The organism is Leisingera sp. ANG-S5, from assembly GCF_000813925.1.
Taxonomy (GTDB): domain Bacteria; phylum Pseudomonadota; class Alphaproteobacteria; order Rhodobacterales; family Rhodobacteraceae; genus Leisingera.
Genome location: NZ_JWLH01000005.1, coordinates 241,980 through 267,324 on the forward strand (window position 1 = coordinate 241,980; position 25,345 = coordinate 267,324).

At 60.9% G+C, this 25,345-nt stretch carries 25 protein-coding genes; 9 read left to right on the plus strand and 16 right to left on the minus strand.

Going from position 1 to position 25,345, the window contains the following annotated elements; translation table 11 throughout:
• Window positions 1-42 precede the first annotated feature (42 nt).
• The 5 genes from RA25_RS09435 to RA25_RS09455 form a co-directional block, all read right to left on the minus strand.
• Complete coding sequence (locus tag RA25_RS09435; protein WP_039147416.1) at window positions 43-2,490, minus strand: GcvT family protein; 2,448 nt, start codon at window positions 2,488-2,490, stop codon at window positions 43-45.
• Between the two features lie 15 nt (window positions 2,491-2,505).
• The gene (locus RA25_RS09440) at window positions 2,506-2,877 is read right to left on the minus strand and encodes a GFA family protein (protein ID WP_039171791.1); all 372 of its coding nucleotides are present in this window, start codon (window positions 2,875-2,877) and stop codon (window positions 2,506-2,508) included.
• 10 nt (window positions 2,878-2,887) lie between these two features.
• The gene (locus tag RA25_RS09445; RefSeq protein WP_019297644.1) at window positions 2,888-3,457 is read right to left on the minus strand and encodes a helix-turn-helix domain-containing protein; all 570 of its coding nucleotides are present in this window, start codon (window positions 3,455-3,457) and stop codon (window positions 2,888-2,890) included.
• 200 nt (window positions 3,458-3,657) lie between these two features.
• The gene (locus RA25_RS09450) at window positions 3,658-4,113 is read right to left on the minus strand and encodes a GAF domain-containing protein (RefSeq protein ID WP_039171794.1); all 456 of its coding nucleotides are present in this window, start codon (window positions 4,111-4,113) and stop codon (window positions 3,658-3,660) included.
• A gap of 93 nt (window positions 4,114-4,206) precedes the next feature.
• Window positions 4,207-5,379 (minus strand): thiolase family protein, encoded by a 1,173-nt coding sequence (locus RA25_RS09455; protein ID WP_039171797.1) that lies wholly within the window; start codon window positions 5,377-5,379, stop codon window positions 4,207-4,209.
• Between the two features lie 95 nt (window positions 5,380-5,474).
• Here RA25_RS09455 and RA25_RS09460 point away from each other — a divergent pair, with 95 nt between their 5' ends.
• From RA25_RS09460 to RA25_RS09470, 3 genes are all read left to right on the plus strand, one after another.
• Complete coding sequence (locus RA25_RS09460; protein ID WP_019297641.1) at window positions 5,475-5,819, plus strand: STAS domain-containing protein; 345 nt, start codon at window positions 5,475-5,477, stop codon at window positions 5,817-5,819.
• Window positions 5,820-5,854: 35 nt separating this feature from the next.
• Entirely contained in the window at window positions 5,855-6,304 is a 450-nt protein-coding gene (locus RA25_RS09465) for an ATP-binding protein (protein ID WP_019297640.1), read from the plus strand.
• A gap of 308 nt (window positions 6,305-6,612) precedes the next feature.
• Window positions 6,613-8,187, plus strand: coding sequence for a gamma-glutamyltransferase family protein (locus RA25_RS09470; RefSeq protein WP_039171800.1), 1,575 nt, complete (start codon window positions 6,613-6,615; stop codon window positions 8,185-8,187).
• Between the two features lie 33 nt (window positions 8,188-8,220).
• Here RA25_RS09470 and hspQ read toward each other — a convergent pair whose 3' ends face one another.
• Window positions 8,221-8,547, minus strand: coding sequence for a heat shock protein HspQ (hspQ, locus tag RA25_RS09475; protein WP_039147423.1), 327 nt, complete (start codon window positions 8,545-8,547; stop codon window positions 8,221-8,223).
• Between the two features lie 334 nt (window positions 8,548-8,881).
• Between hspQ and RA25_RS09480 the strand changes: the two genes are divergently transcribed.
• Window positions 8,882-9,469 (plus strand): transglycosylase SLT domain-containing protein, encoded by a 588-nt coding sequence (locus tag RA25_RS09480; RefSeq protein ID WP_019297637.1) that lies wholly within the window; start codon window positions 8,882-8,884, stop codon window positions 9,467-9,469.
• A gap of 62 nt (window positions 9,470-9,531) precedes the next feature.
• Window positions 9,532-10,920, plus strand: coding sequence for an alpha/beta fold hydrolase (locus tag RA25_RS09485; protein WP_019297636.1), 1,389 nt, complete (start codon window positions 9,532-9,534; stop codon window positions 10,918-10,920).
• 17 nt (window positions 10,921-10,937) lie between these two features.
• Here the strand turns inward: RA25_RS09485 and RA25_RS09490 are convergent, their stop codons facing one another.
• The 4 genes from RA25_RS09490 to RA25_RS09505 all read right to left on the minus strand — a co-directional run bounded on the left by RA25_RS09490 (window position 10,938) and on the right by RA25_RS09505 (window position 17,345).
• Window positions 10,938-11,522 (minus strand): LolA family protein, encoded by a 585-nt coding sequence (locus tag RA25_RS09490; RefSeq protein ID WP_019297635.1) that lies wholly within the window; start codon window positions 11,520-11,522, stop codon window positions 10,938-10,940.
• A 79-nt stretch (window positions 11,523-11,601) separates the two neighbouring features.
• Window positions 11,602-14,610, minus strand: a complete 3,009-nt coding sequence (locus RA25_RS09495; RefSeq protein WP_039171803.1) for a DNA translocase FtsK — start codon at window positions 14,608-14,610, stop codon at window positions 11,602-11,604.
• Between the two features lie 115 nt (window positions 14,611-14,725).
• Window positions 14,726-15,904, minus strand: coding sequence for an aminotransferase class I/II-fold pyridoxal phosphate-dependent enzyme (locus RA25_RS09500; protein ID WP_039171805.1), 1,179 nt, complete (start codon window positions 15,902-15,904; stop codon window positions 14,726-14,728).
• A gap of 109 nt (window positions 15,905-16,013) precedes the next feature.
• Entirely contained in the window at window positions 16,014-17,345 is a 1,332-nt protein-coding gene (locus tag RA25_RS09505; RefSeq protein WP_039172331.1) for an amidase, read from the minus strand.
• A 110-nt stretch (window positions 17,346-17,455) separates the two neighbouring features.
• Here RA25_RS09505 and RA25_RS09510 point away from each other — a divergent pair, with 110 nt between their 5' ends.
• Window positions 17,456-18,682 (plus strand): FAD-dependent monooxygenase, encoded by a 1,227-nt coding sequence (locus RA25_RS09510; RefSeq protein WP_039147433.1) that lies wholly within the window; start codon window positions 17,456-17,458, stop codon window positions 18,680-18,682.
• Window positions 18,683-18,706: 24 nt separating this feature from the next.
• Here RA25_RS09510 and RA25_RS09515 read toward each other — a convergent pair whose 3' ends face one another.
• The 3 genes from RA25_RS09515 to RA25_RS09525 are packed head-to-tail and all read right to left on the minus strand — an operon-like array spanning window position 18,707 to window position 20,490.
• The gene (locus tag RA25_RS09515; protein WP_029204960.1) at window positions 18,707-18,895 is read right to left on the minus strand and encodes a Trm112 family protein; all 189 of its coding nucleotides are present in this window, start codon (window positions 18,893-18,895) and stop codon (window positions 18,707-18,709) included.
• Window positions 18,892-19,536 (minus strand): LON peptidase substrate-binding domain-containing protein, encoded by a 645-nt coding sequence (locus RA25_RS09520; RefSeq protein ID WP_039171808.1) that lies wholly within the window; start codon window positions 19,534-19,536, stop codon window positions 18,892-18,894. The genes RA25_RS09515 and RA25_RS09520 overlap by 4 nt, the downstream gene beginning before the upstream one ends.
• 27 nt (window positions 19,537-19,563) lie before the next feature.
• Complete coding sequence (locus RA25_RS09525) at window positions 19,564-20,490, minus strand: tetratricopeptide repeat protein (RefSeq protein WP_019297628.1); 927 nt, start codon at window positions 20,488-20,490, stop codon at window positions 19,564-19,566.
• A gap of 74 nt (window positions 20,491-20,564) precedes the next feature.
• Here RA25_RS09525 and RA25_RS09530 point away from each other — a divergent pair, with 74 nt between their 5' ends.
• Entirely contained in the window at window positions 20,565-21,086 is a 522-nt protein-coding gene (locus RA25_RS09530) for a DUF6653 family protein (protein WP_039171811.1), read from the plus strand.
• 66 nt (window positions 21,087-21,152) lie between these two features.
• Here the strand turns inward: RA25_RS09530 and RA25_RS09535 are convergent, their stop codons facing one another.
• Both RA25_RS09535 and RA25_RS09540 read right to left on the minus strand, forming a co-directional pair.
• Window positions 21,153-21,941 (minus strand): exodeoxyribonuclease III, encoded by a 789-nt coding sequence (locus tag RA25_RS09535; protein WP_019297626.1) that lies wholly within the window; start codon window positions 21,939-21,941, stop codon window positions 21,153-21,155.
• Window positions 21,942-22,163: 222 nt separating this feature from the next.
• Entirely contained in the window at window positions 22,164-22,850 is a 687-nt protein-coding gene (locus RA25_RS09540; RefSeq protein WP_019297625.1) for a response regulator transcription factor, read from the minus strand.
• Window positions 22,851-23,023: 173 nt separating this feature from the next.
• On the opposite strand from RA25_RS09540, the gene ribA reads away from it, so the two are divergent.
• Entirely contained in the window at window positions 23,024-24,112 is a 1,089-nt protein-coding gene (gene ribA, locus RA25_RS09545; protein WP_019297624.1) for a GTP cyclohydrolase II, read from the plus strand.
• Complete coding sequence (locus RA25_RS09550) at window positions 24,112-24,621, plus strand: L,D-transpeptidase family protein (RefSeq protein WP_039147436.1); 510 nt, start codon at window positions 24,112-24,114, stop codon at window positions 24,619-24,621. The genes ribA and RA25_RS09550 overlap by 1 nt, the downstream gene beginning before the upstream one ends.
• A gap of 54 nt (window positions 24,622-24,675) precedes the next feature.
• Here the strand turns inward: RA25_RS09550 and RA25_RS09555 are convergent, their stop codons facing one another.
• Window positions 24,676-25,326 (minus strand): YggS family pyridoxal phosphate-dependent enzyme, encoded by a 651-nt coding sequence (locus tag RA25_RS09555; protein ID WP_039171814.1) that lies wholly within the window; start codon window positions 25,324-25,326, stop codon window positions 24,676-24,678.
• Window positions 25,327-25,345: the final 19 nt, after the last annotated feature.

A 25,345-nucleotide genomic window follows, 5' to 3' on the forward strand; every position in this document is an offset into this window, starting at 1 on the left:
TGAAGCCTCCTGAATAAAGCGTGACGGGCCGACCCTAGCACATCAGGCGCGCAGGCGCTCGTTGGCCGGATCCCACAACGGTTCGTCCTTCTGAACCACCGCGCGGCACTTCTCACCGTAGATCTCTACCTCCAGTTCGGTACCCGGAACGGCCAGCTCAGGACGCACCATGCCCAGCGCGATGGAGGCATTCACACGGTAGCCCCAGTCGCCGGACGTCGTTTCGCCCACGATCTCGCCATCTTTCCAGATGCAGGACATGTAAGGCGCGTCTGCCTCGCCAGCTTCGACAATCAGGGTCACAAAGGACTTTTTCACGCCCTGCTGCTTTTCGTTCTGGATTGCAGCCTTACCCGGGAAATCCTGCGGCTTGTCCAGTTTGACAAACCGCTCCAACCCGCCTTCGAGCAGCGAGTAGTCGGTCGACAGATCACCCTTCCAGGTGCGGTAGCCCTTCTCGATGCGCAGGGAATTCAGCGCATACATGCCGAACGGCTTGGCGCCGCCTGCGAGCAAGGCATCATAGATTGCCGGCTGATGCTCATTGGCGCAGTGCACCTCCCAGCCCAGTTCGCCGGCAAAGGACACCCGCGCCAGGAAGGCGGGTTTGCCCGCGACCGTGGCTTCCTGGTGGGTCAACCAGCCAAGCGACAGGTCGGCGTCGGAGATACCTGCAAACAGCTCACGCGATTTCGGGCCGGTGACGATCATAGTTGCGAATTCGGTGGTGTGGTCGGTCAAGGTCAGGCCGTCAGGCAGCGCCTTCTTCAGGATTTCGAAATCGTGCCACTGGGCCGAGCCTGCGGTGATCATGGTAAAGTGGTCTTCGCCATGACGGACACAGGACATCTCGGTCAGGATACGGCCGCGGTCGTCCGAGAAGTAGACCAGGTTCATCCGGCCCACCTTGGGCAGACCGCCAGTCACCAGGCCGCGCAGGAATTCCGCAGCGCCTTCACCGCTCAGGTTGAAGCGGGAGAAGCCCGGCAGGTCAAGCACACCGGCGCCGTCACGGACCGCTTCGCATTCTTCCTTGATGCGCTGCTGCCACGGGCCGGAGCGGCCCCAGGTGTGGGTGGCCTCTTCCGAGGTATCGTCACCCGGCTGCGCGAACCAGTTGGCGCGTTCCCAGCCGTTGTAGGCGCCCATCACGCCGCCCAGTTCTTTGATCTTGGCATGGACCTGGCTGACCTTCTTGTCGCGCGCGGCCGGCCACTCGTGGTGCGGGAAGTGCATGGCATATTCGTTGCCATAAACTTCCATGCCTTTCTGGTTGCAGTAGTCCTGATCAGTGTAGTCGGTATAGCGGCGCGGATCGACGGCCCACATGTCCCACTCAGTGTGGCCATCGATGATCCATTCTGCCAGCACCTTTCCGGCGCCGCCGCCCTGGGCAATGCCGAAGGTGAAGCTATGCGCTTCGAAGGCGTTTTTCACACCGGGCATCGGGCCGATCATCGGCAGACCATCGGGCGCATAGGGGATCGGGCCGTTGATCACGCTGGAGACACCGGAAGTCGCCATCAGCGGCACCCGCTCCATCGCGTCGGTGACGATATCCTCGATACGGTCTAGGTCTTCCTGCCACAGCTGGAACGAGAAGTCCTCAGGCATCGGATCGTCTTCGGTCAGCCAGTGGCCTTTGCAGTTCGGCTCATAGGGGCCGAGGTTGTAGCCGTGCTTTTCCTGACGCAGGTAGTAAGACACATCCACATCACGGATCAGGGGCAGCTTGCCGCCGTGTTCCTTGGACCAGGCTTCGACCTCGGGGATCTGTTCGGTCAGCAGGTACTGGTGCTCCATCACCATGGCAGGCACGGTCCGGCCGCCGTAGGGCTTGAACATCTCGCCCACGCGCTGCGCGTAGTATCCGGCGGCGTTCACCACATAGTCGCAGTCGATGTCGCCTTTTTCAGTGTGCACGGTCCATGTTCCGTCTTCGTGCTGGGTCACACCGGTCGCCGGGGTGAAGCGCAGGATCTTCGCGCCCATATCGCGCGCACCTTTGGCCAGGGCCTGGGTAAGCTGTGCCGGGTCGATGTCGCCATCGGTCGGGTCATAGAGAACACCTGCCAGGTCATGCGTCTCCAGGAACGGATAGTGTTCCTTGGTTTCTTCCGGGGTCCACATCTCCATCGGGATACCCTGGTAACGGCCCATGGACATGGCGCGTTCGAATTCCTGCATCCGCTCTTTGGTGTGTGCCAGACGGATCGAGCCCGAAACATGGTAGTTCATCGGGTAGTCGACCTCTTCGGCCAAGCCTGAATACAGCTCAGTCGAGTAGCGCTGCATGTTCATGATCGCCCAGGAGGTCGAGAAGGTCGGCACGTTGCCGGCCGCATGCCAGGTCGAACCGGCAGTCAGCTCGTTCTTCTCCAGCAGCACACAATCGGTCCAGCCTTTCTTGGCCAGATGATAAAGCGACGAGCAGCCGACGACGCCGCCGCCGATGATGACCACACGGGCCTTGGTTGGAAAATCAGACATGTTCGCTCCCTAGTCTCAGTCTTCTTGCGGCACGCCGTCCGCAATCCGGTAGTAGTCGCCCTTGGAGGCGGTAAAGATGTGCTTTTCGACGCTGAGACCGGTGTTCCCGTCGACAGCGCCCAAAGCGAAACTGGTGGTGTCTTCCCCCGTCCCCTTCCAGAACAGGAAGGAGCCGCAGCGCGGGCAGATCCCGCGCTTGGCCTGCGGCGTTGCCTCGAACCAGCTCACCGGTCCGGTGATCGTGAGGTCTGCGTCGCGCACCTGCGCAGAGGCCCAGATGCCGCCGGATTGCTTGCGGCACTGGCTGCAATGGCACATTGAGGCATTTTGCGGTTTGGCCGCAGTTTCAAAACGGATGTCGCCGCAGAGGCAGGATCCCTTGATCATAACCTTCCTCCTAATAGACCGGCGGCGCGATAACCCAGACAGCCACCGCGGGCTCTTCATAAGGGTTTGACCACTGATACGGCTCATGCTTGATCCGGAAACTGTCGCCAGGGCCAACAGTAAAGCTGCGGCCTCCGATCAGCAGATCCAGCTTGCCCGAGATCATGTAGCCGACCTCCTGTGTCGGCCGGTTCGCCGGGGTCTGCATCCGCGAGTTGGGCTGGAAGGTGGAGTGCACCATCTCGAAATCGTCGGTCAGGTCGGGGGAGAGCAATTCCTCGATCAGCCCTTCCTCACCGGAGCCCATCGGGCGGCGGGAGCCTGCACGCACGATATAGCCATGTTCATCTGCCGGGGCGCCGGAGTGGGCAAACAGCATCGACATCGGTACGCCCAGCGCTTCGGCAATCTGCCGCAGGTCGGAGATCGAGGGCTCGGACATGTCCCGTTCAACTTGGCTCAGCCAGCCGACCGAGCGGTTCAGCATCGCGGCAATATCCGACAGGGTCAGACCGCGCGCCTTGCGCAAGGCCCGGATATCCGCCCCCAGTGTCGCCGTTGCCACCGTCTGATCGTTCACCGGCTCTCTCCCCGCTCCGTGAAAAAATCCTCTCGTTTTTCACGATGGACCGAGTTCGTGAAATTTCCAAGCCTTTTTTCACGGGGCGGAAGAGTGCCATGAAAAAAACCCAGCGCCATCAGGCGCCGGGCGGCTTTTTCTGGTCGATTGTCCCTTGGAAGAAGGCTGCAAGGCCGGGGGCAAAGCCCCGAATATGCGAATCAGCCGCGGCTGAACACCTGCCGCAGGATTGCCTCCAGCTGGTCAGCGTCTTCCTGAGTGAAGGCATCGGGCTGGTCGCTGTCAATGTCAAACACCCCGATCAGTTCTCCAGCACCGTTCCAAACCGGCAGCACCAGCTCCGAGCGTGTAGAGGACGCGCAGGCGATGTGGCCGGGAAAGGCATCGACATCCGGTACCAGTTGCACCACACCAGTGCGCGCCGCTGCGCCGCAAACGCCGCGGGAGAATGGGATCTGCAGGCAGCCATGGCCGCCCTGATAAGGCCCGATCTTCAGCAGCTCCGGTGCCACGACGCGGTAAAAGCCGGTCCAGTTGAAGCGGCCGTCCGCGTGGTGCACCTCGCAGGCCACGGTGGCCATCAGCGCCACTTCATCCGTTTCGCCTTCGGTCAGCGCCGCGATGGTCTTGGCCAGGGTTGCGTATTCAACCTGCATGTGCAGCTCTCCTGAAACGTATTGAGGGGGCTGTCTGCCCCCTCTTGACCTCACGGTCAATTCACCCCTGCGAGTATTTCGCAAAAGTGAAGATCAGACCCGCTCAATCGCAATTGCGGTACCTTCGCCACCGCCGATGCAAATCGCTGCCACGCCGCGCTTGAGGCCGCGTTTTTCAAGAGCGTTCAGCAGGGTGACCATGATCCGCGCGCCGGAGGCGCCGATCGGGTGGCCCAGCGCGCAGGCGCCGCCGTTCACATTCACCTTGTCGCGTGGGAGGCCCATTTCATGCATGAAGGCCATCGGCACCACGGCAAAGGCCTCATTCACCTCCCACAGATCAACGTCTTCGACGGTCCAGCCAATCGACTTAAGCAGTTTCTGAGCGGCCGGCACCGGAGCGGTGGTGAACCAGCCCGGCGCTTGGGCGTGGCTGGCGTGACCTAGAATGCGGGCGCGGACTTTCAGGCCTTGCGCTTCGGCAGCTTCAGCGGAGGCCAGTACCAAGGCCGCAGCTCCATCAGAAATGGAGGAGGCATTGGCTGCGGTCACTGTACCGTCCTTGCGGAACGCCGGTTTCAGCGTCGGGATCTTTTCCGGACGTGCGGATTTTGGCTGCTCATCCGCATCCGTGATGACATCGCCCTTGCGGGTTTTCACGGTCACGGCTGCGATTTCACCGTCAAACGCACCGCTTTCCTGCGCTTCCAGCGCATTGGACAGCGATTTCAGCGCATATTCGTCCTGCGCCTCACGCGTAAACTGGTATTTTTCGGCGCAATCTTCGGCAAAGGTGCCCATCAGGCGGCCCTTGTCATATGCGTCTTCCAGACCGTCCAGGAACATATGGTCGATCACCTGGCCGTGGCCGATGCGGGCGCCGCCGCGCATCTTGGGCAGCACGTAGGGCGCATTTGTCATGCTCTCCATGCCTCCTGCAATCATCGTGTCCGCCTGGCCCAGCGCAATCTGGTCAAATGCGATCATCGCCGCCTTCATACCCGAACCGCACATCTTGTTGAGCGTGGTGGCTGGCACTTCTTCGCCCAGGCCAGCAGAGAAGCCTGCCTGGCGCGCCGGTGCCTGACCCTGCCCTGCCGGCAGCACGCAGCCCATCAGCACCTCGTCCACGGTGGCAGTGCCGGCCCCTTCCAAAGCAGCCCGGATTGCCGCGCCGCCCAGCTCTGCAGCCGTCACCCCGTCATACATGCCCTGGAACCCGCCCATAGGCGTCCGGGCCGCTCCGGCGATAACAACATCTTTCATGCAATTTTCCTCCAATCGTCAAAATTATACCTACAGAAAAGTAAGCTTTGCGGTCTAGAGTACAGCCTAATGACGTTACATCCCGGGGGACTAAAATGAGCCTGACCACCACCATGACGGACGGTGCACAGATCGTCAAAGTCAATGCAGAGCGCATTGATGCCGCCATGGCCATCCAGTTCAAGGAAGACATGCGCACCGAAACCGAAGCCGGGGCCGAGCGCGTCATTCTGGACCTGTCCGAGGTGCAGTTCATCGACTCCAGCGGACTTGGCGCGATTGTTGCGGCCATGAAGCAGCTGGGCGGTGGCCGCAAGCTGGATCTGGCCGGGCTGACCCCCATGGTGGAGAAAGTCTTCAGGCTGACGCGCATGGACACGATCTTTGATCTGTATAGTTCGCTGAGCGAAGCAACCGCCCCGGCCAGCGCAAATTCCTGAAGACGACTGCGCTGGCGGCGCAAAGCGAGAAATTGATGGTAAAAACCTTTGCTTGCTCGTTCACAGCCACGAATACAGATGCCCGCTCCAGCATCTCATCGGTCGTGGCCCGACTGCGGACCTTGGGTATCCCCTCGGCCCGCGCTGACGAGGTGCAAATTGCCTTAACTGAAGCCGTGAACAACGTGGTAGAGCATGCCTATGCAGACGCAACACCTGGGGATGTTCGTATCAAAGCGGAACTTACCCACGATCGGCTTTGGATCAGCATCCAGGACGCTGGTTCTCCTTTCCCGAACGGGCAACTGCCTGAAGGCAAGCCCGCCGATGTCAATGTTCCGGTCAAGAGCCTGCCCGAGGGCGGATTTGGCTGGTTCCTGATCCGGGAATTGGCCAGCCAAGTCCAGTATGAGCGGTCCGAAGGAAGCAATAATCTGACGCTCTGCTTCGAGATTCAGGTTACCAGTCCCTCTGCCGAGGCTTGAACCTGATCTTGCGTTGACGGCCTCCAACACCACTTAAACGCAACTTTAACGTTTCGCCACAATAGCGCCGCATTTCCGGCCCGCCACGGCCCAACAGGTATGCGAAACGTTACTTGTAGCTGAAACGAGCTTCCCCTGGTGCCGTGTGTTCTTGCCCCCACCAGAGCACGGCACCGGGGACATCTCTTTCAGCGCTCCCTATCTTCCCTCACCACTGTATCTCCAGTTCCTACACCCTCGCTGAGGAATTGGCTTGTTTTCCGGCGCGTGTTGCCTAGGCTCTCGGCGTCAATACGGGAAGCAAGGCCATGCGAGATTTTCATTTACCCGGACGCTCGGCAGTTTTTGCTTCCGCCGGCATGTGCGCCACCTCTCACCCGCTGGCTGCCGGTGTGGCGCTGGACATGCTAAAGCGCGGCGGCAACGCCATGGACGCTGCAGTGGCCGGGGCGGTTCTGCTGGGGATCTGCGAGCCGCAAATGACCGGGATCGGTGGCGACTGCTTTGTGCTGTTTTCGCACCCGGAGCAAGGAATTCAGGCACTTAACGGATCCGGCTTCGCCCCAGCAGGAGCCAATGCAGCCGCTCTAAGAGCACAAGGTCTTGGCGCAGTTCCGCTGGGCAGCGCGGATGCCGTTACCATCCCTTGCGCCATTGATGCATTCTGCCGCCTGGCGGAGTCCGAAGGCTGCCTTGGGCTTGATGTCCTGCTGCAACCTGCCATCCGGTACGCAGAAGAAGGCGTGCCCGTAGCGGCACGCACAGCATTTGACTGGCAGAACAGTGCCGGAACCTTAACCGGTGCGGCGCGTGACCACTTTCTGAAAGACGGAAAACCGCTAAACTCGGGTGATCTGTTCCGTGCACCCGGCCAAGCCGAGGTGCTTCGCAGGATTGCAAAGCACGGGCGTGACGCGTTTTACTTAGGTGAAGTAGCTGACGACATGGTGTCAGCACTATCGGCTGTTGGAGGTACGCACTCGCTGCAGGACTTTGCCAGTGCCTGCAGTTTCTTTACCCAACCGGTTGAAGGCTCCTACAAGGATATGGGGTTAGCCGAGCATCCTCCCAACGGCCAGGGCGCTACGGCGATCCTTCTGCTGAATATTCTTAAGCAATTTGACCTTGCAGGATTGGATCCTTTAGGTGTGGAACGCGCGCACATCGAGGCTGAGGCCGCCAAGCTGGCATATGACGCGCGCAACCGGTTTTTAGCAGATCCTGACCACACCTCCCGGCTGGAGCACATGCTGGCGCCGGAAACTGCCTCACGTCTTGCCGCTCTGATCGACCCCAAGCAGGCCATACCTGCCGCCGCGCCACTGACGGAAGCGGTTCACAAGGACACAGTTTACATCACGGTGGTGGACAAAGACCGGATGGCGGTTTCGCTGATCTATTCCATCTTCCACGGCTTTGGCTCTGGAATCGCGTCAGAAAAATTTGGCATTCTCTTGCAGAACCGCGGCGCGGGTTTCACTCTCGAAAAAGGCCACCCCAACGAGCTGGGGCCCGGCAAGCGACCAATGCATACCATCATTCCGGCAATGCTGACGCAAGATGAAGAAGTGACTATGCCTTTTGGCGTGATGGGCGGTGGATATCAGCCTGCAGGTCACGCCCGTCTGGTGTCGAACCTTCTGGATTTCGGCATGGACCTGCAATCCGCCATTGATGCCCCGCGCTGCTTTGCCGATGCTGGCTTGCTGAAGGTGGAGCGAGGCTACTCAGATGCGGTCCGCCAGCAGCTGACGGATTTGGGCCACAAAGTCGAGGTTCCAGACACTCCGCTGGGAGGTGCACAGGCAATCCGCATCCATGCTTCCGGCGTACTGGAAGGCGCCAGCGACCCGCGCAAGGACGGCTGCGCACTGGGATACTGAAAACCCGGCGTCAGACAGGCCCCTCTGAAAAATTCAGTTCAGTTGATAGTGCAGCGCATAGGCGCCGCCATCGAAGTTTCCGAACATTTCAGGCACATCAGGGTGACCAACAGGCTCTCCTGAATAGTCCGCAACCAAGTTCTGTTCGGAAACGTAGGCCACATAATAGCTTTGGTCGTTCTCCGCCAGCAAATGGTAGAAAGGCTGGTCCTTAACGGGACGGCTGTCTTCCGGGATCGCCTCATACCATTCCTCGGTATTCGAAAATTCCGGGTCAACATCAAAGACGACGCCGCGAAAGGGATGCTTCCGGTGGCGGACGACCTGCCCAAGATTGTATTTTGCGCGTGTTCTCATCATGGTCTTTATGCCCCCGTCTTTTCTAAATAGCGCGCGCTTCGGGGAAATGTCCAACTGTTGAGGCAAATTTTCGGGGAAACAGACTGTGGACTCCATTTTGACAGTACCCGGAGACGCCGTCGTGAAACGTGCAGGCAACTGACCTGGCGGATCAACCTCACAGCTGTGGAACTTGGCCCCGCGTAGCAGACGGCGGAACAGGCAGTTTCACCCCGAAATCACCGATTTTTTTCACCACCGCAGCTGAAATCGTTTCAGGAAATGTGATTTCCTCGCCTGCTGCAATCGGCTAAACTCGCCGCAAAACATACCCAAAACAAAATGGGCAGAGGCAATGAGCAGACTTATCAGCGCCCTCGTTCTCCTCATGGCGGTTGCGTCTTGCGGAGGCGGGCACAAAGCGCCGCCGCGCAATCTGGACAATGCTTGCAGCATCATCCAGCAGCGGCCTGAATACCTGAAGGCATTTCGCGCAACCCAGCGTCGCTGGGGCGTTCCAGTGCATGTGCAGATGGCCACGATTTATCACGAAAGCCGGTTTCGTGGTGATGCCCGCACGCCGCATCAGTACCTTCTGGGCGTGATCCCGATAGGCCGGCAATCAAGCGCCTATGGCTACAGCCAGGCGTTGGACGGCACTTGGGACGATTACCGCCACGACACTGGCCGCCGCCGTGCCAAGCGCGACCGGATCAGCGATGCCACCGACTTCATGGGCTGGTATATGCGCAAGAGCTTGGAGAAGAACGGCATCCCTCTTTACGATGCGCGCAACCAGTATCTGGCCTATCATGAGGGCCACTACGGCTACTCCCGAGGAAGCTACCGATCCAAAGCTTGGCTGATGCGCGTTGCAGGCCAGGTCGAGGCACGCGCACAAACCTATCAAGCACAGCTGGCAACCTGCCGCAAATTCCGGTGACCCGGGCCAAAACTGGATATTGAACGCCTCTCCCCTAACATTCAGGGGGGAGGACACAGAGTATGGAACGCAGGCTCGCTGCCATTCTGGTCGCCGATATGGCCGGATACTCCCGCCTCATGGAAGAGGACGATGAGGGCGTTTTGACGCGGCAGAAAGGCCATCGCAAGGAGCTGATCGATCCCCAGATCGCGGCACACCGCGGCCATATAGTGAAAACCACCGGTGACGGCATGCTTGTTGAGTTTGCCTCTGCGCATGATGCCGTCCGTTGCGCCCTGGCGATCCAGAAGGAGATGGCGATCCGTGAGGCGGATATGCCTGAGAAAATCAGGATCCGCTACCGGATCGGGATCAACATCGGCGATGTGGTTTTCGACGGTGCGGATATCTTCGGCGACGGCATCAATGTGGCTGCCCGGTTGGAAGGTCTTGCGGAACCCGGCGGCATTAGCATCTCTGGTATCGTGCATGAAACTGTGACTGGGCAGCTTGGGGAACGTTTCCGCGACATGGGTTCACAACGGGTCAGGAACATCTCCCGTCCAGTCCGGCTTTGGCAGTGGGTTCCCGAAGCCCGTCCCGAACGTGAACCGCCGGAAGCGGCGCTGCAGCAAAGGGTCAAGTATTGCTCCTCTCCCGATGGAACCCATTTGGCCTATACCACGATCGGTCACGGGCCGCCTGTGCTGAAGGCACCGAACTGGATCAACCATATTGAATACGAGTGGCAAAGCCCTGTGTGGGGTCAGTTTCTGGCTGAATTTGCAGGCAAATGCAGCCTGACCCGCTTTGATCAACGCGGCAACGGGCTGTCGGATTGGGAGGTGGACGAGATTTCCGAAGACCGGATGATCGACGACATGTTCACCGTTGCCAATGCCGCGGGCCTGGACCGGTTTGCCTTGTTTGGAATCAGCCAGGGCGCAGCCTTTTCCATGCGGTTCGCGGCGCAGTACCCGGAGCGGGTCAAATGCCTGATCCTGCTGGGCGGCTATGTGCGCGGACGGATGCGGCGCAAGGACCCGGAGGCGGACCGGTTCTATCAGATCGGCTACAACATGATCCGCGACGGCTGGGGATCACCCGATTCCATCTACCGGCATTTCTTCACGACCACTTACATTCCTGATGCCACTGCGGCGGAAGGTGAGTCCTTCGATGAGTTGCAGCGGCTTTCAACCAACACAAAAAATGCGCTTCGCATAGTGGAGATGAACGCGGAAATCGACGCTGCCCCCCACGCAGAAAAGGTCCGGGTCCCTACCCTTGTTTTGCATTGCGGCGGCGACCGGGCGGTGCCGGTTTCGGAAGGCCGGCTGGCGGCAAGGCTGATCCCAGGTGCCAGCTTTGTAGAACTGCCCGGCAACAATCACGGCATGGTCGGCGGGCACCCGGGATTTCAGGAATTCTTTGACGAGGCTATGCCCTTCATTCACCGCCACGCTTAACAGAGAGAAATCGCTGTTCAGCGGGACCGGCCAGTAGTCGTGAACAAGCTGGAGGACAGCTTTACGCCAGTTTCCATCGCCCCGAGAATGACGGTTGTTTTACCACCTGCGCCGTCGTGGATAACCCATTTGCGCAATTCCACGGGGCTGCCGGTGAACATCATCTCAATACTGCCATAGTCCGGATGCTCCGGGTCCTGCGCCCGCACGATGGTCGAGGTGCCGTCAAAGCTGTGCCCCACCACCATGTTGGCCCGGCCCAAGTCCACCCTGCGGTCCAGAATAATCGACAGCGGCGTCCGCTTCAGCGGGTAGGTTTCAGGCGGCTGGTTCGATTTCGGGTCGTGGATCACCACCGCACCGCCGCCGGCCACCACAGTGCCGCCTCCGTTGCCATCATATTCAAACCGCATCCGCCCTGGCCGGTGCATATACAGTTTGCCTGTAGACAGGCTGCCATCGTCATTGATTTGCGTGAAAGGCGACGACGCCGTGGAAATCCCGTTCAGATAGCGGGAGATCTCGTTAAGGCTCAGTTTCTCTGCCGCCCAGGAAGCCGGGGCAATGAGGGTCAGCGCAAGCGCAAGTGCAATCCGTTTCATGGGCCCAACATAGGTACGCTGCTACAGAAGTGAAGATGCCGGACCTGCAAGGATCCGGCATCGGCAGTTTTTCGTCAGCTCACTGTTCGGGAACCAGAATTTCCCGTTTACCCACGTGGTTGGCTGCGGAAACGACGCCCTCGTCCTCCATCTGCTCAACAAGCCGCGCGGCCTTGTTGTAGCCGATTGCCAGCTTCCGCTGGATATAGGAGGTGGAACACTTGCGATCCTTGGTGACGATGGCAACAGCCGTGTCATAGAGGGCATCCTCGGTATCGGTATTGCCACCGGTGTTCAGGCCCAGAACCGCATCGATATTGTCGGCCTTGTCCTCATCCGGGCCATCCAGAACGCTTCCGACGTAATCCGGCGGACCGAATTGCTTGAGGTGGTTCACCACTTCCTCGACCTCTTCATCCGAACAGAACGGGCCGTGGCAGCGGGTGATCTTGGCGCCGCCCGCCATATAGAGCATGTCGCCCATGCCCAAAAGCTGTTCAGCACCCATCTCGCCCAGGATGGTGCGGCTGTCGACCTTGGAGGTCACCTGGAAGGAAATCCGGGTCGGGAAGTTTGCCTTGATAGTGCCGGTGATCACGTCGACCGAGGGGCGCTGGGTTGCCATGATCAAGTGGATGCCAGAGGCCCGCGCCATCTGCGCCAAACGCTGAATGCAGGCCTCGATCTCCTTGCCAGCAACCATCATCAGGTCGGCCATCTCATCGACGATTACAACGATATAAGGCAGTGCCTTGGGTTCGAACTCTTCGGTCTCAAACACCGGTTCGCCCGTATCGTCGTCAAAACCGGTCTGCACCGTACGGCTGAACATCTCACCTTTGGCCAGCGCCTCTTTCACGCGGCCATTGTAGCCCGCGATATTTCGCACGCCCATTTTGGACATCTTGCGGTAGCGGTCTTCCATCTCGCCCACCACCCACTTGAGGGCCACGACGGCCTTCTTCGGATCGGTCACAACGGGCGAGAGCAGATGCGGAATGCCGTCATAGACGGAAAGTTCCAGCATCTTGGGGTCGATCATGATCAGGCGGCATTCATCTGGTGTCAGCTTGTAAAGCAGCGACAGGATCATGGTGTTGATCGCCACCGACTTACCGGAGCCGGTCGTACCCGCGATCAGCAGGTGGGGCATTTTAGCGAGGTTCGCGACCATGGCGTCGCCGCCGATGTCCTTACCCAGCGCCAGCGGCAACGCATGGTTGCCGTCGCCGAAGTCGCGGGAGGACAGGATTTCGCGCAAAACCACCTTCTCGCGTTTCTCATTCGGCAGTTCGATGCCGATCACCGTGCGGCCAGGGACGGTCGAAACCCGAGCCGACAGCGCGGACATGGATCGCGCGATGTCATCCGCCAGACCGATCACGCGGGAAGCCTTGAGGCCCGGCGCGGGCTCCAGCTCATACATGGTGACAACAGGGCCGGGGCGAACCGAGACGATTTCGCCCTTCACGCCATAGTCGTCCAGCACTGTCTCCAGCATCCGGGCGTTTTCTTCCAGTGCCTCGTCACTCAGATGGTGGCGTTCGATGCTGACCGGATTGGTCAGCAGGTTCAGCGGCGGCAGCTCAAAATCGCTGCTGCTGTCATCAAACGCGAGGTTGGGCTGGGCTTCCGCCTTGGCCCGCGTTGAGGGCTGCACCGGCTTGCGCGCCGGTTTCTCGACCACCGCCTTGCGCGGTTCAGCCACCGGCAGATCAACGGTCAGCCGCGGCCCCGGCGTCTTGGGCGCTTGGGGTGCGTCCTGGAGCGGAGCGGTTGCATCAGGAAGGGTCTCCGCAGGCACATGGTCCGGAGTCAGCATCTGAGGCGCGCTGTCAAAGCCGCTGCTGGCATCTTCCTGCTGAACACGTGCTTCCGGTGCCTGCGAGACGTAATCTTCTTCTGCAGTCTGCCAGGACAGCGGCGACTCTTCCGGCACCGGCATTTGCGCAGCGGTCAGCGGCGGCTCCGCAGGCAGGCCGCCCTGTGCGGCCGCGGGATTGAAAATCAGCGGTGCCGGCCGTTGGCCGCGGCCCTTTGTCAGCGGCAGGTTCGGATCCAGTTCCGGCGGCGTGTCCGCCGCACGGCGTATCCTTACCGCGTTGGCGATCTTCTGTGAGATCCGGTCTTCGCCGTCTGCCCCGCCATCACTTTCTTCCGCGCCGGAGTACTGCTGGTCTGCAGCATAAACGTCTTCAGATGCCGGCGCAGCAGGTGCAGCCCTGCGAATGAGCCCCGGCACCCGCGACAGCAGCCCGCCTTTGGCGGGAGCTTCGGGCGTCTCCTCGATGCTTTCAACTGCATAGGTATCTTGCGGGTAATCCTCGAACATTTCGGGATCGTCGCCGGTGCCCGCGTAGGTGTTCGCGCCGTCGTCATGCACGCATTCGGCCCGTTCCTTGCGGTAGGTCATTGCAGCCTGCAGCCCGCTGGACGCCCCCCGGCCAAGCAAGGCCGCAACCGCGCCATAGCCTAGGATGAGGCCAACCATCACCTTGTTCAGGCCTTTCTTCACCTCAGGCCAGGTGAAACCCAGCACCACACACCCAAGCGCCAGCATGCCCGCGGCGCTCAGCAAGGACATGATTTTGACCATGAAGTGCAGGCCCACTGGCAACAGCGCCAGCAGCGCACCCAGGAAGGTGTAGCCAACCATGCCGCCAAGGCCGAAGTCATAGTTCTGCTGCCAGCTGGTGCTGGCATTCAGGGTCTCCATGTGCAGGGCCACCACAAGCAGCCATGGCACCGACAGCAAAAGCGGCCAGACTACGCGGTCCTCACCCCGGTGCAGCACAAAGCGCAGGCCCCAGGCCGACAAGAACAGCGGCATCGCCCAGCTGGCCTTGCCGAAAAGGGTGATCAGGATAAAGGAGACAGAAGCGCCCGGGCGGCCCAGCCAGTTCTGTACCGGCGCGTCGGTGGACACCGTCCAGTTCGGGTCCTCGGGCGTGTAAGAGCCCAGCATGGCCGCAACCATCAGCCCCACCAGGATCAGGGCAATCCCGATCAGTTCCTTGCCGCGCTTTTCAATGGCCGCCTGCATATTGCTGTCGAGCAGCGGATCGCGGCTGCGGGTTTGAAATGCCATGCCTACCTCAGTTCCGTTTCATTTGCCCCTGCCCCGCTGTTCACCGCGGGGTCACGGGCCTGTCCGTTCTTGGTTTTGGCTGCACGGCCCCCAGCCAAGGGCCGCTCAGCAGAATTCAGTAAAGACAGCCGCGCAGCGTGCTCAGCGCCTTGCGGGTGCCCTCGGCGGGGGCGACCAGCGCCACCCGGATGTAAGTCTCGCCCGGGTTCTGGCCGGTCGCGCCTTGCGCCAGATAGGCGCCGGGCAGCACCCGCACCCCGGTTTCCTTCCACAGCTTCAGCGCGGCCTGCTCGCCGTTTTCCACCGGAAGCCAAAGGAAGAAGCCCGCCTCGGGCGCCATGTAGCCGTTGAGGCCGTCAAAGACCTCATCCGCAATTTTGTATTTTTCCTGATAGAGCGCACGGTTCTCCGCCACATGCGCCTCATCCGCCCAGACCCTGGCAGCGGCGGCCTGCAAGGGGCCCGGCAACGGCGCACCGGAATAGGCACGCAGTTGTTTGATCCGCTTGATGGCCTCCGGCCCGCCGGCAATCAGCCCGGAGCGCAGCCCAGGCAGGTTCGAACGTTTCGAAAGCGAGTTGAACAGCACCACCCGTTCAGGATCGGCGCTCATTTCCTGCGCAACGGTCAGCGCGCCCACGGGCGCCTCATCGCGGTAAATCTCGGAGTAGCATTCGTCCGCGAAGATGCGGAAGTCGTATTTCTCAGCCAGCTGGATCAGCCGGGTCCAGTACGCGCGCGAGGCCACGGCGCCCTGCGGGTTTGCGGGAGAGCAGATGTAGGCGACCGCCGTGCGGTTCAGAACATCCTCCGGCAGGTTTTCATAATCCGGCAGATGGCCGGTCGCTGCTGTCGCGGGGACAAACACAGGCTCTGCCCCGACAGAAATCGTCGCCACCATGTAGACCTGGTAGAAGGGGTTCGGGATCAGCACCACGGGCTTTTGCCCGTTCTTCTGCTCCGGGCACAGCGCCATGGCGGCATTGTAGAGCCCCTCGCGGGTGCCGTTCAGCGCCATGATCTGGGCTTCAGGATCCGCAGTCACACCGTAGCGACGGTGGATCCAGTCCGAAATCGCACCGCACAGCTCCGGCGTGCCATCGTTGTTGGGGTATTGGTTAAACCCGGCGGCATTTTCTGCGATGACATCGGTGACCCAGGCCGGGAACGCATGTTTCGGCTCGCCAATGGTCATATGCACCACATCCCCGCCAGGGGTGTGATGGTCCAATAACGCCCGCAGGCGCGGAAACGCATAGGCTGGCAGGTTCGAAAACCGCTCAGGAAAATCCATATCTTATGCCTCGGTCACGGGATCATTGGCGCCCCGTTTGCGCCTCAGGTTACAGGGGGCGGGCGGACGCGTCCACCCGGTGATGCGGCCGATGGGCCGAATGTGGCTTTCAGGCCAAGGCAGCCTCGATCGCGGCGCCGGTGCGCAGCAGGGCTTCCTCGCAGTCCGGCTGCCCCAGCACCTGCAGCCCGCAGCTGGGGATGCCGGTGGGCAGCGACAGGCCGCACAGCCCCATCAGGTTGCCGATCCTGGTGTTGCGCAGCGCCATCAGGTTGGAACGGACATAATAGTCGTGGTCGTTCTGCAGCCGGTCCAGGTTGGGCGGCAGGATCGGCGAGACCGGGCTGAGCACAGCGTCAAATCCAGCCACAGCTTGATCCCAGGCCATCCGGCACTGATCCAGCTTGGCCCAGGCCGCAACATAGTCCGGGCCGCTGAACTGAGCGCCAGAGCGGAAGCGTTCGAGGATCTCCGCGTACATCAGCTGCGGAGTCGCTTCGATCACGTCCTTCCACAGGCCATAGGCCTCAGTTGTGTAGAGAATCGGGCTGAGGCCCATCGCCTCGTCCAGCGCAGGCACCTCCAGCGGCACGATCTCTGCCCCGGCGTCCTTCAGCCTCTGCAGCGTTTCGCAGTGGGCGGCGGCAACTTTTGGATCGAGATCGTCCTGCGCCACATTCTGGAGATCGGCGAAACGGCGGCCCTTAAGGGAGCCAGGATTGCGCAGGTCAGGACCCGCAGTCCCTTCCAGAACGCCCAGCAGCAACCCGGCATCTTCGACTGACCGGGCCAGCGGGCCTACGGTGTCGAATTTCAGGCACAAGGGCACAACGCCCTCCAGCGTGATCCGGCCTGAGGTTGTCTTGAGCCCCACAAGATCGTTCCAGGCCGAGGGAATCCGGACAGAACCGCCCGTGTCAGAGCCGATTCCGCCCGCCGCCAGCCCGTAAGCCACAGACGCAGCCGCGCCGGAGGACGACCCTCCCGGAGCAGCCTCCTGGTCATTCACACAGGGTGGTGTTTCCTTGACCGGGTTGAAGCCAAGGCCAGAAAACGCGAGTTCGCTCATGTGGGTTTTGCCGAGACATACCATGCCCATGAGCGTCGCCTTGGACAGCACAGCAGCATCCTGATCCGGCACTCGCCCCTTGAGCAGGTCCGAACCGGATTCGGTTGCGGTGTCGGCGCTGTCGAACAGGTCCTTCCAGCTGATCGGCACCCCATCCAAGAGCGAGCGGCGCAAACCCAAACGGGCACGCTGCTCAGCCGCTTCCGCCTCCGCCAGCGCGCGGTCATGGGTCACCTGCGTGTAGATCCGGTCTTTCAGGGGATGCGCGTCGATGGAGTCCAAATAACAACGCGTTAGTGCCACCGGACCAATCTCACCGGCTTCAATCCCGCGTCCCAGATCGGCGGCAGTCATTGTCAGCCAGTCTTGCATCAGCATCTCTCCCCTTGGCAGTTGCCGGTGACGGTAGCGGCAGCGGGACGCAGGCACAATCCCGCGCTTCCTGCATGGACAATCCCGCCAGCAGGCGCATATTGCGGGGCATGAAAAATACGTCCGATATCCTGATCGTAGGCGGCGGGCTGAATGGTCCGGCCCTGGCCCTAGCCCTGGCTCAGACCGGCCACAGCGTTACCGTGGTCGACTCGCTGACTCCAGACAAATTGGCCGACAAGTGTTTCGACGGCCGCGGCTATGCGCTGGCGCTGGCCTCGCAGCGGCTGCTGCAGCAGACCGGTGTCTGGCAGCATGTCGGGGACAACGCGCAGCCCATGCTGGAGATCAAGGTAACGGACGGCCACGCGGGCCACGGGCCATCGCCGTTCTTCATCCACTTCGATCACGCCGAGCTGGAAGAAGGCCCGATGGGATACATGGTTGAAGACCGCTTCCTGCGCCGCGCCTTCCTGCAGGCCATGGAGGATGCGCCCGGGATTACTTTGGTATCGGGCCGCACAGTTGTCGGACAGGCGCCGGATCAGACCGGCGTGACAGTCACTCTGGATGACGGCGGAGAGCTGCGCGGCCAAGTGCTCGTCGGCTCCGACGGGCGCCGCAGCGGCACCGCGCAACGGGCGGGGATCAAGCGCACAGGTTGGGACTATGGCCAGACCGCGCTGGTCTGCGCCATCGACCATGAAAAACCGCACCACGGCATTGCCCACCAGTTCTTCATGCCGCCCGGGCCGCTGGCGATTCTGCCGCTGCCAGGCAACCGGTCGTCTATTGTGTGGAGCGAACGGACCGAAACCGCCAAGGCGATCCACGCGTTGGACGACGCGGATTACATCCAGGCGCTGCGGCCCCGGTTCGGAGATTTCCTGGGGGAGATTTCCCTGGCCGGAAAGCGCTTCACCTACCCGTTGAACCTGACCATCGCCAACAGTTTCATCGGCGACCGGATAGCGCTGATCGGCGACGCCGCGCACGGCATGCACCCGATAGCCGGTCAGGGGCTGAACGCGGGTCTGCGCGATGTTGGCGCACTGGCCGAAGTGATCACCGAAGCCACCCGGCGGGGCGAGGACATCGGCTCCTCCCTGGTGATGGAGCGCTACCAGCAATGGCGCCGGTTCGACACCGCCTCGCTTGCAGCGGCGACTGACGTGTTCAACCGTCTGTTTTCCAATGACAACCCGCTGCTGCGGCTGGGCCGGGACATTGGCATGGGGCTTGCGGGCGCGGTCCCCGGCCTGCGCCGCGGTTTTGTGCGCGAGGCAGCGGGCTTGACCGGTGATCTGCCGAAGCTTCTGAAAGGGCAGGCGATTTAAGGGGAATTGGGGCCGCTGGCCGGATCAGTCCAGCTCGCGCGCCTCATCCACCAGCATCACCGGGATGCCGTTGCGGATCGGGAAGGCCAGATTGGCTGCACGCGAAACCAGTTCCTGCGCCTGAGCATCATACTCCAGCACGGCCTGGGTCAGCGGGCAGACAAGTGCTTCCAGCATCCGCCGGTCAAAGGCTGGCGCTTGAGTTTCGGTCATTGCAGGGTTTCCTCCTGAGAGCCGCCGCGCAGGGCAAACTCTATCAAAGTGACAAGCGTTTCCCGCCTTGTGGCAAGGCAAGGCGCCTCAAGCAAGGCCTGTTTGTCCTCAGGGTCGAATTCCAGCAGCATCGCCAGCGAGTTGATCAGCAATTCGTCATCCGCATCCTTCAGCGCTTCCCAGTCCGTGGACAGACTGCGGGCTGAAAAGAAGCGCTCCAGAAGATTCAAGAAGGAGGGCCGGTCCAAGGTTTCATCTGCCTCGCAGCGGCCCAGATCCCTGTCAAAACCCGCCCAGCTGACATCACAGCGCCGGTAAGGCGTAAACCCATTGGCCTCCCGGGTGATCCGGAACCGGGAAACTCCCGACAGCGTGACAAGATACCGCCCGTCCTCAGTTTCAGAGAACTGGGTAACACGCCCGGCGCAACCAATGTTATGGAGGTCTTCTCCGTTGCCGTGAGGCGGGGGGCAGGGCTGGACCATGCCGATCAGCCTCTGCCGCGTTTTCAGCGTGTCTTCAAACATTTGCAGATACCGAGGCTCAAAGATGTGCAGCGGCAGGCGTGACCGGGGCAACAATAGCGCCCCGGGCAAGGGAAACACGGCAATCGTGTCCGGCAGATCGGCATGCTGGATCATGGGACAGAGTGTAGTGCTACCCCGGTTTTAGGCAAATATCATTGAGCTGAGCTTGCGGCGTCCGTTCAGCACCACCGGGTCATTCGGTTTCAACGCATCAAAAATGGTGAACAGCTGCGTCTTTGCGGCACCGTCATTCCACTCGCGGTCGCGGCGGAACAGCTCCAGAAGCTCTGTCACGGCAGCCTCAGCATCGCCTGCCGCATGCAGTGCCTGTGCCAGTTCGAAACGGGCTTGCAGATCGTCCGGGCTGGCATCCACTGCGGCGCGCAGTTCGGCCACTGGTCCGGCATTTTCTGCCTGCCGTGCCAGTTCGATCTGGGCATGGGCTGCTTCAATTTCTGCTGCAGTGGAAATTTCCGCGGGTGCGCCGTTCAGCACCGCCTCTGCCTGATCCAGATCACCCAGCGCGATGTGGGCGCGGGCCAGACCGCCATAGGCGGCAGCATTCTTGTCATCCTCACCCAGAATAGCTGCGAAGGTCTGGGCCGCATCCGCCACCGCGCCTTCGGCCAGCATCTGCTCCGCCGCTTCCAGCGCCTCTCCCAGACCGCCATCGGCAGTGCCGCCTGCGGCTTCGATCACCTTCTTCACAAAGGCATCAATTTCGGACGCCGGCAGCGCGCCCTGGAACATGTCGATGGGGCGGCCCTGCACGAAGGCCACAACTGTCGGGATCGACTGCAGTGGCAAGCCCTGCTGAGCCAGCGCCTGGGCCAAGCGCTGGTTCTCATCCACGTTGATCTTGGCCATAGTGGCCGCACCCTTAGCTTTGGTAACTGCAGCCTCCAGCATCGGGCCGAGGGTCTTACACGGGCCGCACCACGGCGCCCAGAAGTCCACGATTACGGGGGCCTTCATGGAAGCGTCTACGACATCCTGCATAAAGGTGGCTTCGGTCACGTCTTTGATCAGGTCATCCGCCGGTGCGGCATTGCCAAGAATTTCGCTCATCAGTTTGTTCTCCGCTAGGAACTTGCCCCCTATATGGAATCCTGCGCGCCGGAAACCAAGAGAGGAGTTTGCCGATGGTCAGCCGCAAGTTTGATATCTTCGCTGCATCAGAGCGGCTGATGAAGATGGATGACGCCGCTTGGGCGCGGCACGCAAACCCGTGGAGCGTCTACAGCCGGATGTCGGTACTGCCACTGATGACACTTGCCGTCTGGTCCAGAGTCTGGCTGGGCTGGGGTGCTCTGCTGCCGGTTCTGCTGGTGCTGGCGTGGATTTGGTGGAACCCGCGCGCCTTTGCCCGGCCTGCCGGCACGGACAATTGGGCCTCTCGCGGCACATTCGGCGAACGGGTATTTCTAAACCGGAAACACGTCCCTATTCCGCCCCATCACGAAAAGTGGGCAAAGGGTCTCGCCTTGGCTTCAGGCGCCGGCGTGATTCCTTGGGTTCACGGCCTGTGGGCTTTGAACCCGGGAACCGCTCTGGCCGGGCTGGTTTTGATGCTTGGCGGCAAGCTGTGGTTCGTGGACCGGATGGCCTGGCTGTATCAGGACATGCAGGATAAACATCCCGACTACGCACGATGGCTGCGCTGACCCAGACTGCTTACGCCCCCGCTGAAGGAGCGGCACAGAACGTCAGCGCAGTACCATGCCCAACTGTCACAGATCGAAGGTTGCAAAAACCGGAGCATGGTCGCTGGGCTTTTCCCAACCGCGGGCAGTTCGCAAAATTCGGCTGGAGTGGGCTGCGTTGCTGATATCAGGTGTCGCCCAGACGTGGTCGAGCCTGCGCCCTTTGTCGGCGGCATCCCAATCCTTGGCCCGGTAGCTCCACCAGCTGTAAAGACGTCCATCGGGGATATCTGCCCGCGTTACATCCGACCAGCCGCCCGCCTCCATAACTTCAGCAAAATGCTCGACCTCAATCGGGGTGTGGCTCACAACTTTCAAAAGCTTCTTGTGGTCCCAGACATCATCCTCGCGCGGGGCGATATTGAGATCGCCAACCAGGATGGACTTCTCAGGCTTCTCCGCGTGGAACCAGTCGCGCATGTCCGTGAGGTAATCCAGTTTCTGGCCGAATTTTTCGTTCTGCTCCCTGTCCGGCACATCGCCGCCCGCAGGCACATAGAAATTGTGGATAACCACTCCGTTCTCCAGCCGGCCCGCAACGTGGCGGGCATGGCCGAGACCGGCAAAATCCTTGTCGCCGGCATCCTCGATCGGCAGCCGAGACAGGATCGCGACACCATTGTAGCCCTTCTGGCCACGGGCAATCATGTGCGTATATCCCAACGCCGCAAAACCCTCCATCGGGATCTTCTCCACCGGGCTCTTGCACTCTTGAAGACACAGCACATCCGGCCCTTCCTCCTGCAAAAGCTTCTGCACAATCGGCTCGCGCAGGCGGACAGAGTTGATGTTCCAGGTGGCAAGAGTAAATGGCATCGCGCGCCTCGTCATGTGATCCGGGTTCAGCGGCGATACTGCCTGCGCGGGGCTGGAAGCGCCAGAGACGTTTTGCAGGCAGCCCTTACAAAAAAGGCCGGGCAGGCAGCCCGGCCAAGTCCAACAGGGAGGCGCATATCGTGACCCGGATATGCGCGGGTTCGGGGTTACTCTAAATATGAACCTCAGGTCCCTCTTTGATCTGGCTCAACGCCAGCCGCATCAGGCAACTAAGCGGTAGCCGCCAGATTCTGTCACCAGCAGGCGTGCATTCGAGGGATCAGGCTCAATTTTCTGCCGCAGGCGGTAGATGTGTGTTTCCAGCGTATGGGTCGTCACGCCTGCGTTATACCCCCAGACTTCATGCAGCAGCACATCGCGCGGCACCACCCCGTCGCTGGAGCGGTACAGAAACTTGAGAATATTGGTTTCCTTCTCCGTCAGCCGGATCTTGCGCTCATCCTCTGTGATCAAGAGCTTCATCGAGGGCTTGAACGTATATGGGCCAAGCGCAAAGACAGCATCCTCTGACTGCTCGTGCTGCCGCAGCTGTGCCCGGATTCTGGCCAAAAGCACAGGAAACTTGAAGGGCTTGGAGACATAGTCGTTTGCGCCAGCATCCAGACCCAGGATCGTGTCCGCATCAGTGTCGTGGCCGGTCAGCATCAGGATCGGCGCTTTTACGCCTTGCTTGCGCATCAGGCGGCACAACTCGCGCCCGTCAGTATCGGGCAGGCCGACATCCAGGATAATCAGGTCGTACAGGGCTTCCTTCGCACGCTCCATCGCGCTTTGACCATTCTCGGCCTCGAACACATCGAAGTCTTCGGTCATCACCAGTTGCTCGCTCAAGGCCTCGCGCAGGTCCTCGTCGTCATCAACCAGCAGAATTTTCTTCAGTTGCGCCATCGGCTCGCCCTCCTGTTCTCCTGACCACACATGCGCATCCCTTGCGCCCGCGGCAAGATTTGCTGCAAAACTCTCACGCCGACGTGTCCATGGCATGGAAAATGTTTCACATCCGTTGCATTTAGGCGTAAAGACAGCGAGCTTCTGTTACAAAATAACACCAGGACCCCCGCATGAGCCTGATGCCCACCATGATCGAACTGCTGGCCCGCGCCCGGGTCGATCTGCGCATGGGTCTTCCGGTAGTATTGACGGACGGCCGCGAGGCTGCGCTGGCAATTGCAGTGGAAGCTTTGACTGAGACGCGCCTGTCTGACATGCGGTCCCTGGGCCCGTTGTCTCTGGCGCTAACGGCCCGCCGGGCGGAAACGCTGAAGGCGCGGGTTTACGACGAGGATACCGCCCGTGTATGCGTCCCGGAGACCGAAGGGCTGAACTGGATCCTGGCCCTGGCAGACCCGGCAGATGATCTGAACACGCCAATGAAAGGCCCGCTGTCCAGCCAGCGCGGCGGCAGCGCGGACCTGCACCGGCTGGCGATTGCCCTAGCGAAATCCGCCCGCCTTTTGCCTGCTGCCGCGCTGGTGCCCATCAGTGATCCGTCGGCCTTTGCTGCATCCCACGGCCTGACCGCCGTTTCACGACTGGCAGCTGAACCGCTGCTGAGCGAAAGCTCTCCGCTGCATCCGGTAGCAGCAGCCCGCTTGCCGATGACGGCCGCCGAAGCTGGCAGGCTCCATATCTTCCGCCCTGAAGATGGCGCTGAGGAGCACTATGCGGTGGAAATCGGCCGCCCCGACCGCAGCAAACCGGTGCTCGCCCGGCTCCATTCCGCCTGTTTCACCGGCGACGTTCTGGGGTCCCTCAAATGCGACTGCGGTCCGCAGCTGCACGGCGCACTGGCACAGATGGGAACCGAAGGCGCAGGCGTACTTTTGTACCTCAACCAGGAGGGCCGCGGCATCGGCTTGGCCAATAAGATGCGGGCCTATTCGCTGCAGGATCAGGGCTTTGACACAGTGGAAGCCAACCACCGACTGGGCTTTGAGGATGACGAGCGGGATTTCCGGCTGGGCGCGGCCATCCTGAAGAAGATGGGCTTTTCACAGGTGAAGCTGCTAACCAATAACCCGAACAAGATCGCCATGATGGAGAAAACGGGCATTCAGGTGGCCGAACGGGTGCCGCTGAAAGTTGGTGAAAATGCCCATAACCAGCATTACCTTGCCACTAAAGCCCGCAAGTCAGGACACATGCTGTAATGACTCCTGCGGATCTTGTCCTGACCCGGGCCGGCGTCCGGTTTATGGGCCGTGTATTGCCCTGCGCAATCGGCAAAGGCGGGCTGTCAGGCAACAAGCGTGAAGGCGACGGCGCAACGCCGGTCGGCACGCACAGAATCGCTGCAATGTTCTACCGCCCGGATCGCTTGTCCCGGCCGGCGCAATGGGCAAAACCCATCGGTCCCAGGGATTTATGGTCGGATGATCCCCGCCATTGCAGCTACAATCTGCAAGTGCGGGCTCCCTACGGTTTCAGTCATGAAAAACTGCGCAGGGCAGATCCGCTGTACGATCTGGTTCTGATTACCGACTGGAACTGGCCGGATGCCATTCCAGGCAGAGGGTCGGCCATTTTCATCCATCAGTGGCGCCGCCCCGGTTACCCCACCGAAGGGTGTGTCGCCTTTTCCAGACAGGACCTCCATTGGCTCGCCGCCCGGGTTCAAATTGGCACACGGGTCATAGTTCCAGAACTGGCCGGGACTTGAAGCAACCCCGGCCTTTCAATGTCTTGGCAAAAGTGTTCTGAGAACTTTTATAACTCAGTAGGTGCGGTCGCCGAAAATTGCCGACCCGACCCGAACGTGCGTTGCACCAAGGGCAATTGCTGACTCGAAATCTCCACTCATACCCATCGAGAGACCTTGCAAGCCGTTGCGCTCGGCGATCTTGGCCAGCAGCGCGAAATGCAGACTCGGCTCTTCATCCACCGGCGGGATGCACATCAAGCCTTTAACCGGCAAGTCCAGCGTGCGGCACTCGGAGATAAATGAATCTGCATCGGCCGGCATCACGCCAGCCTTCTGCTCTTCTTCGCCGGTATTCACCTGCACAAAAAGGTCCGGGCATTTCCCCAGTTCCTGCGCCAGCCGGGCGATTGTATTGGCCAGCTTAGGACGGTCCACTGAATGAATGCTGTTGAACAGCTCCATCGCCTGGCGCGCCTTGTTGGTTTGCAAGGGGCCGATCAGGTGCAGATCAATTCCGTCGAACTGCTCGGCGAACCCCGGCCATTTTCCGGCCGCTTCCTGCACCTTGTTCTCGCCAAAGCAGCGGTGGCCTTCCTCCAGCACCGCCTGCACCCGCTCGTTCGGCTGCACCTTTGACACCGCAATCAGCTGCACGCTGCCCGGTTCACGGCCAGCCTTGCTCTCGGCCTTGGCAATTCTGGATTTAATCTCTGCAAGCGGCATGGGTCCGGCCTCATCACTG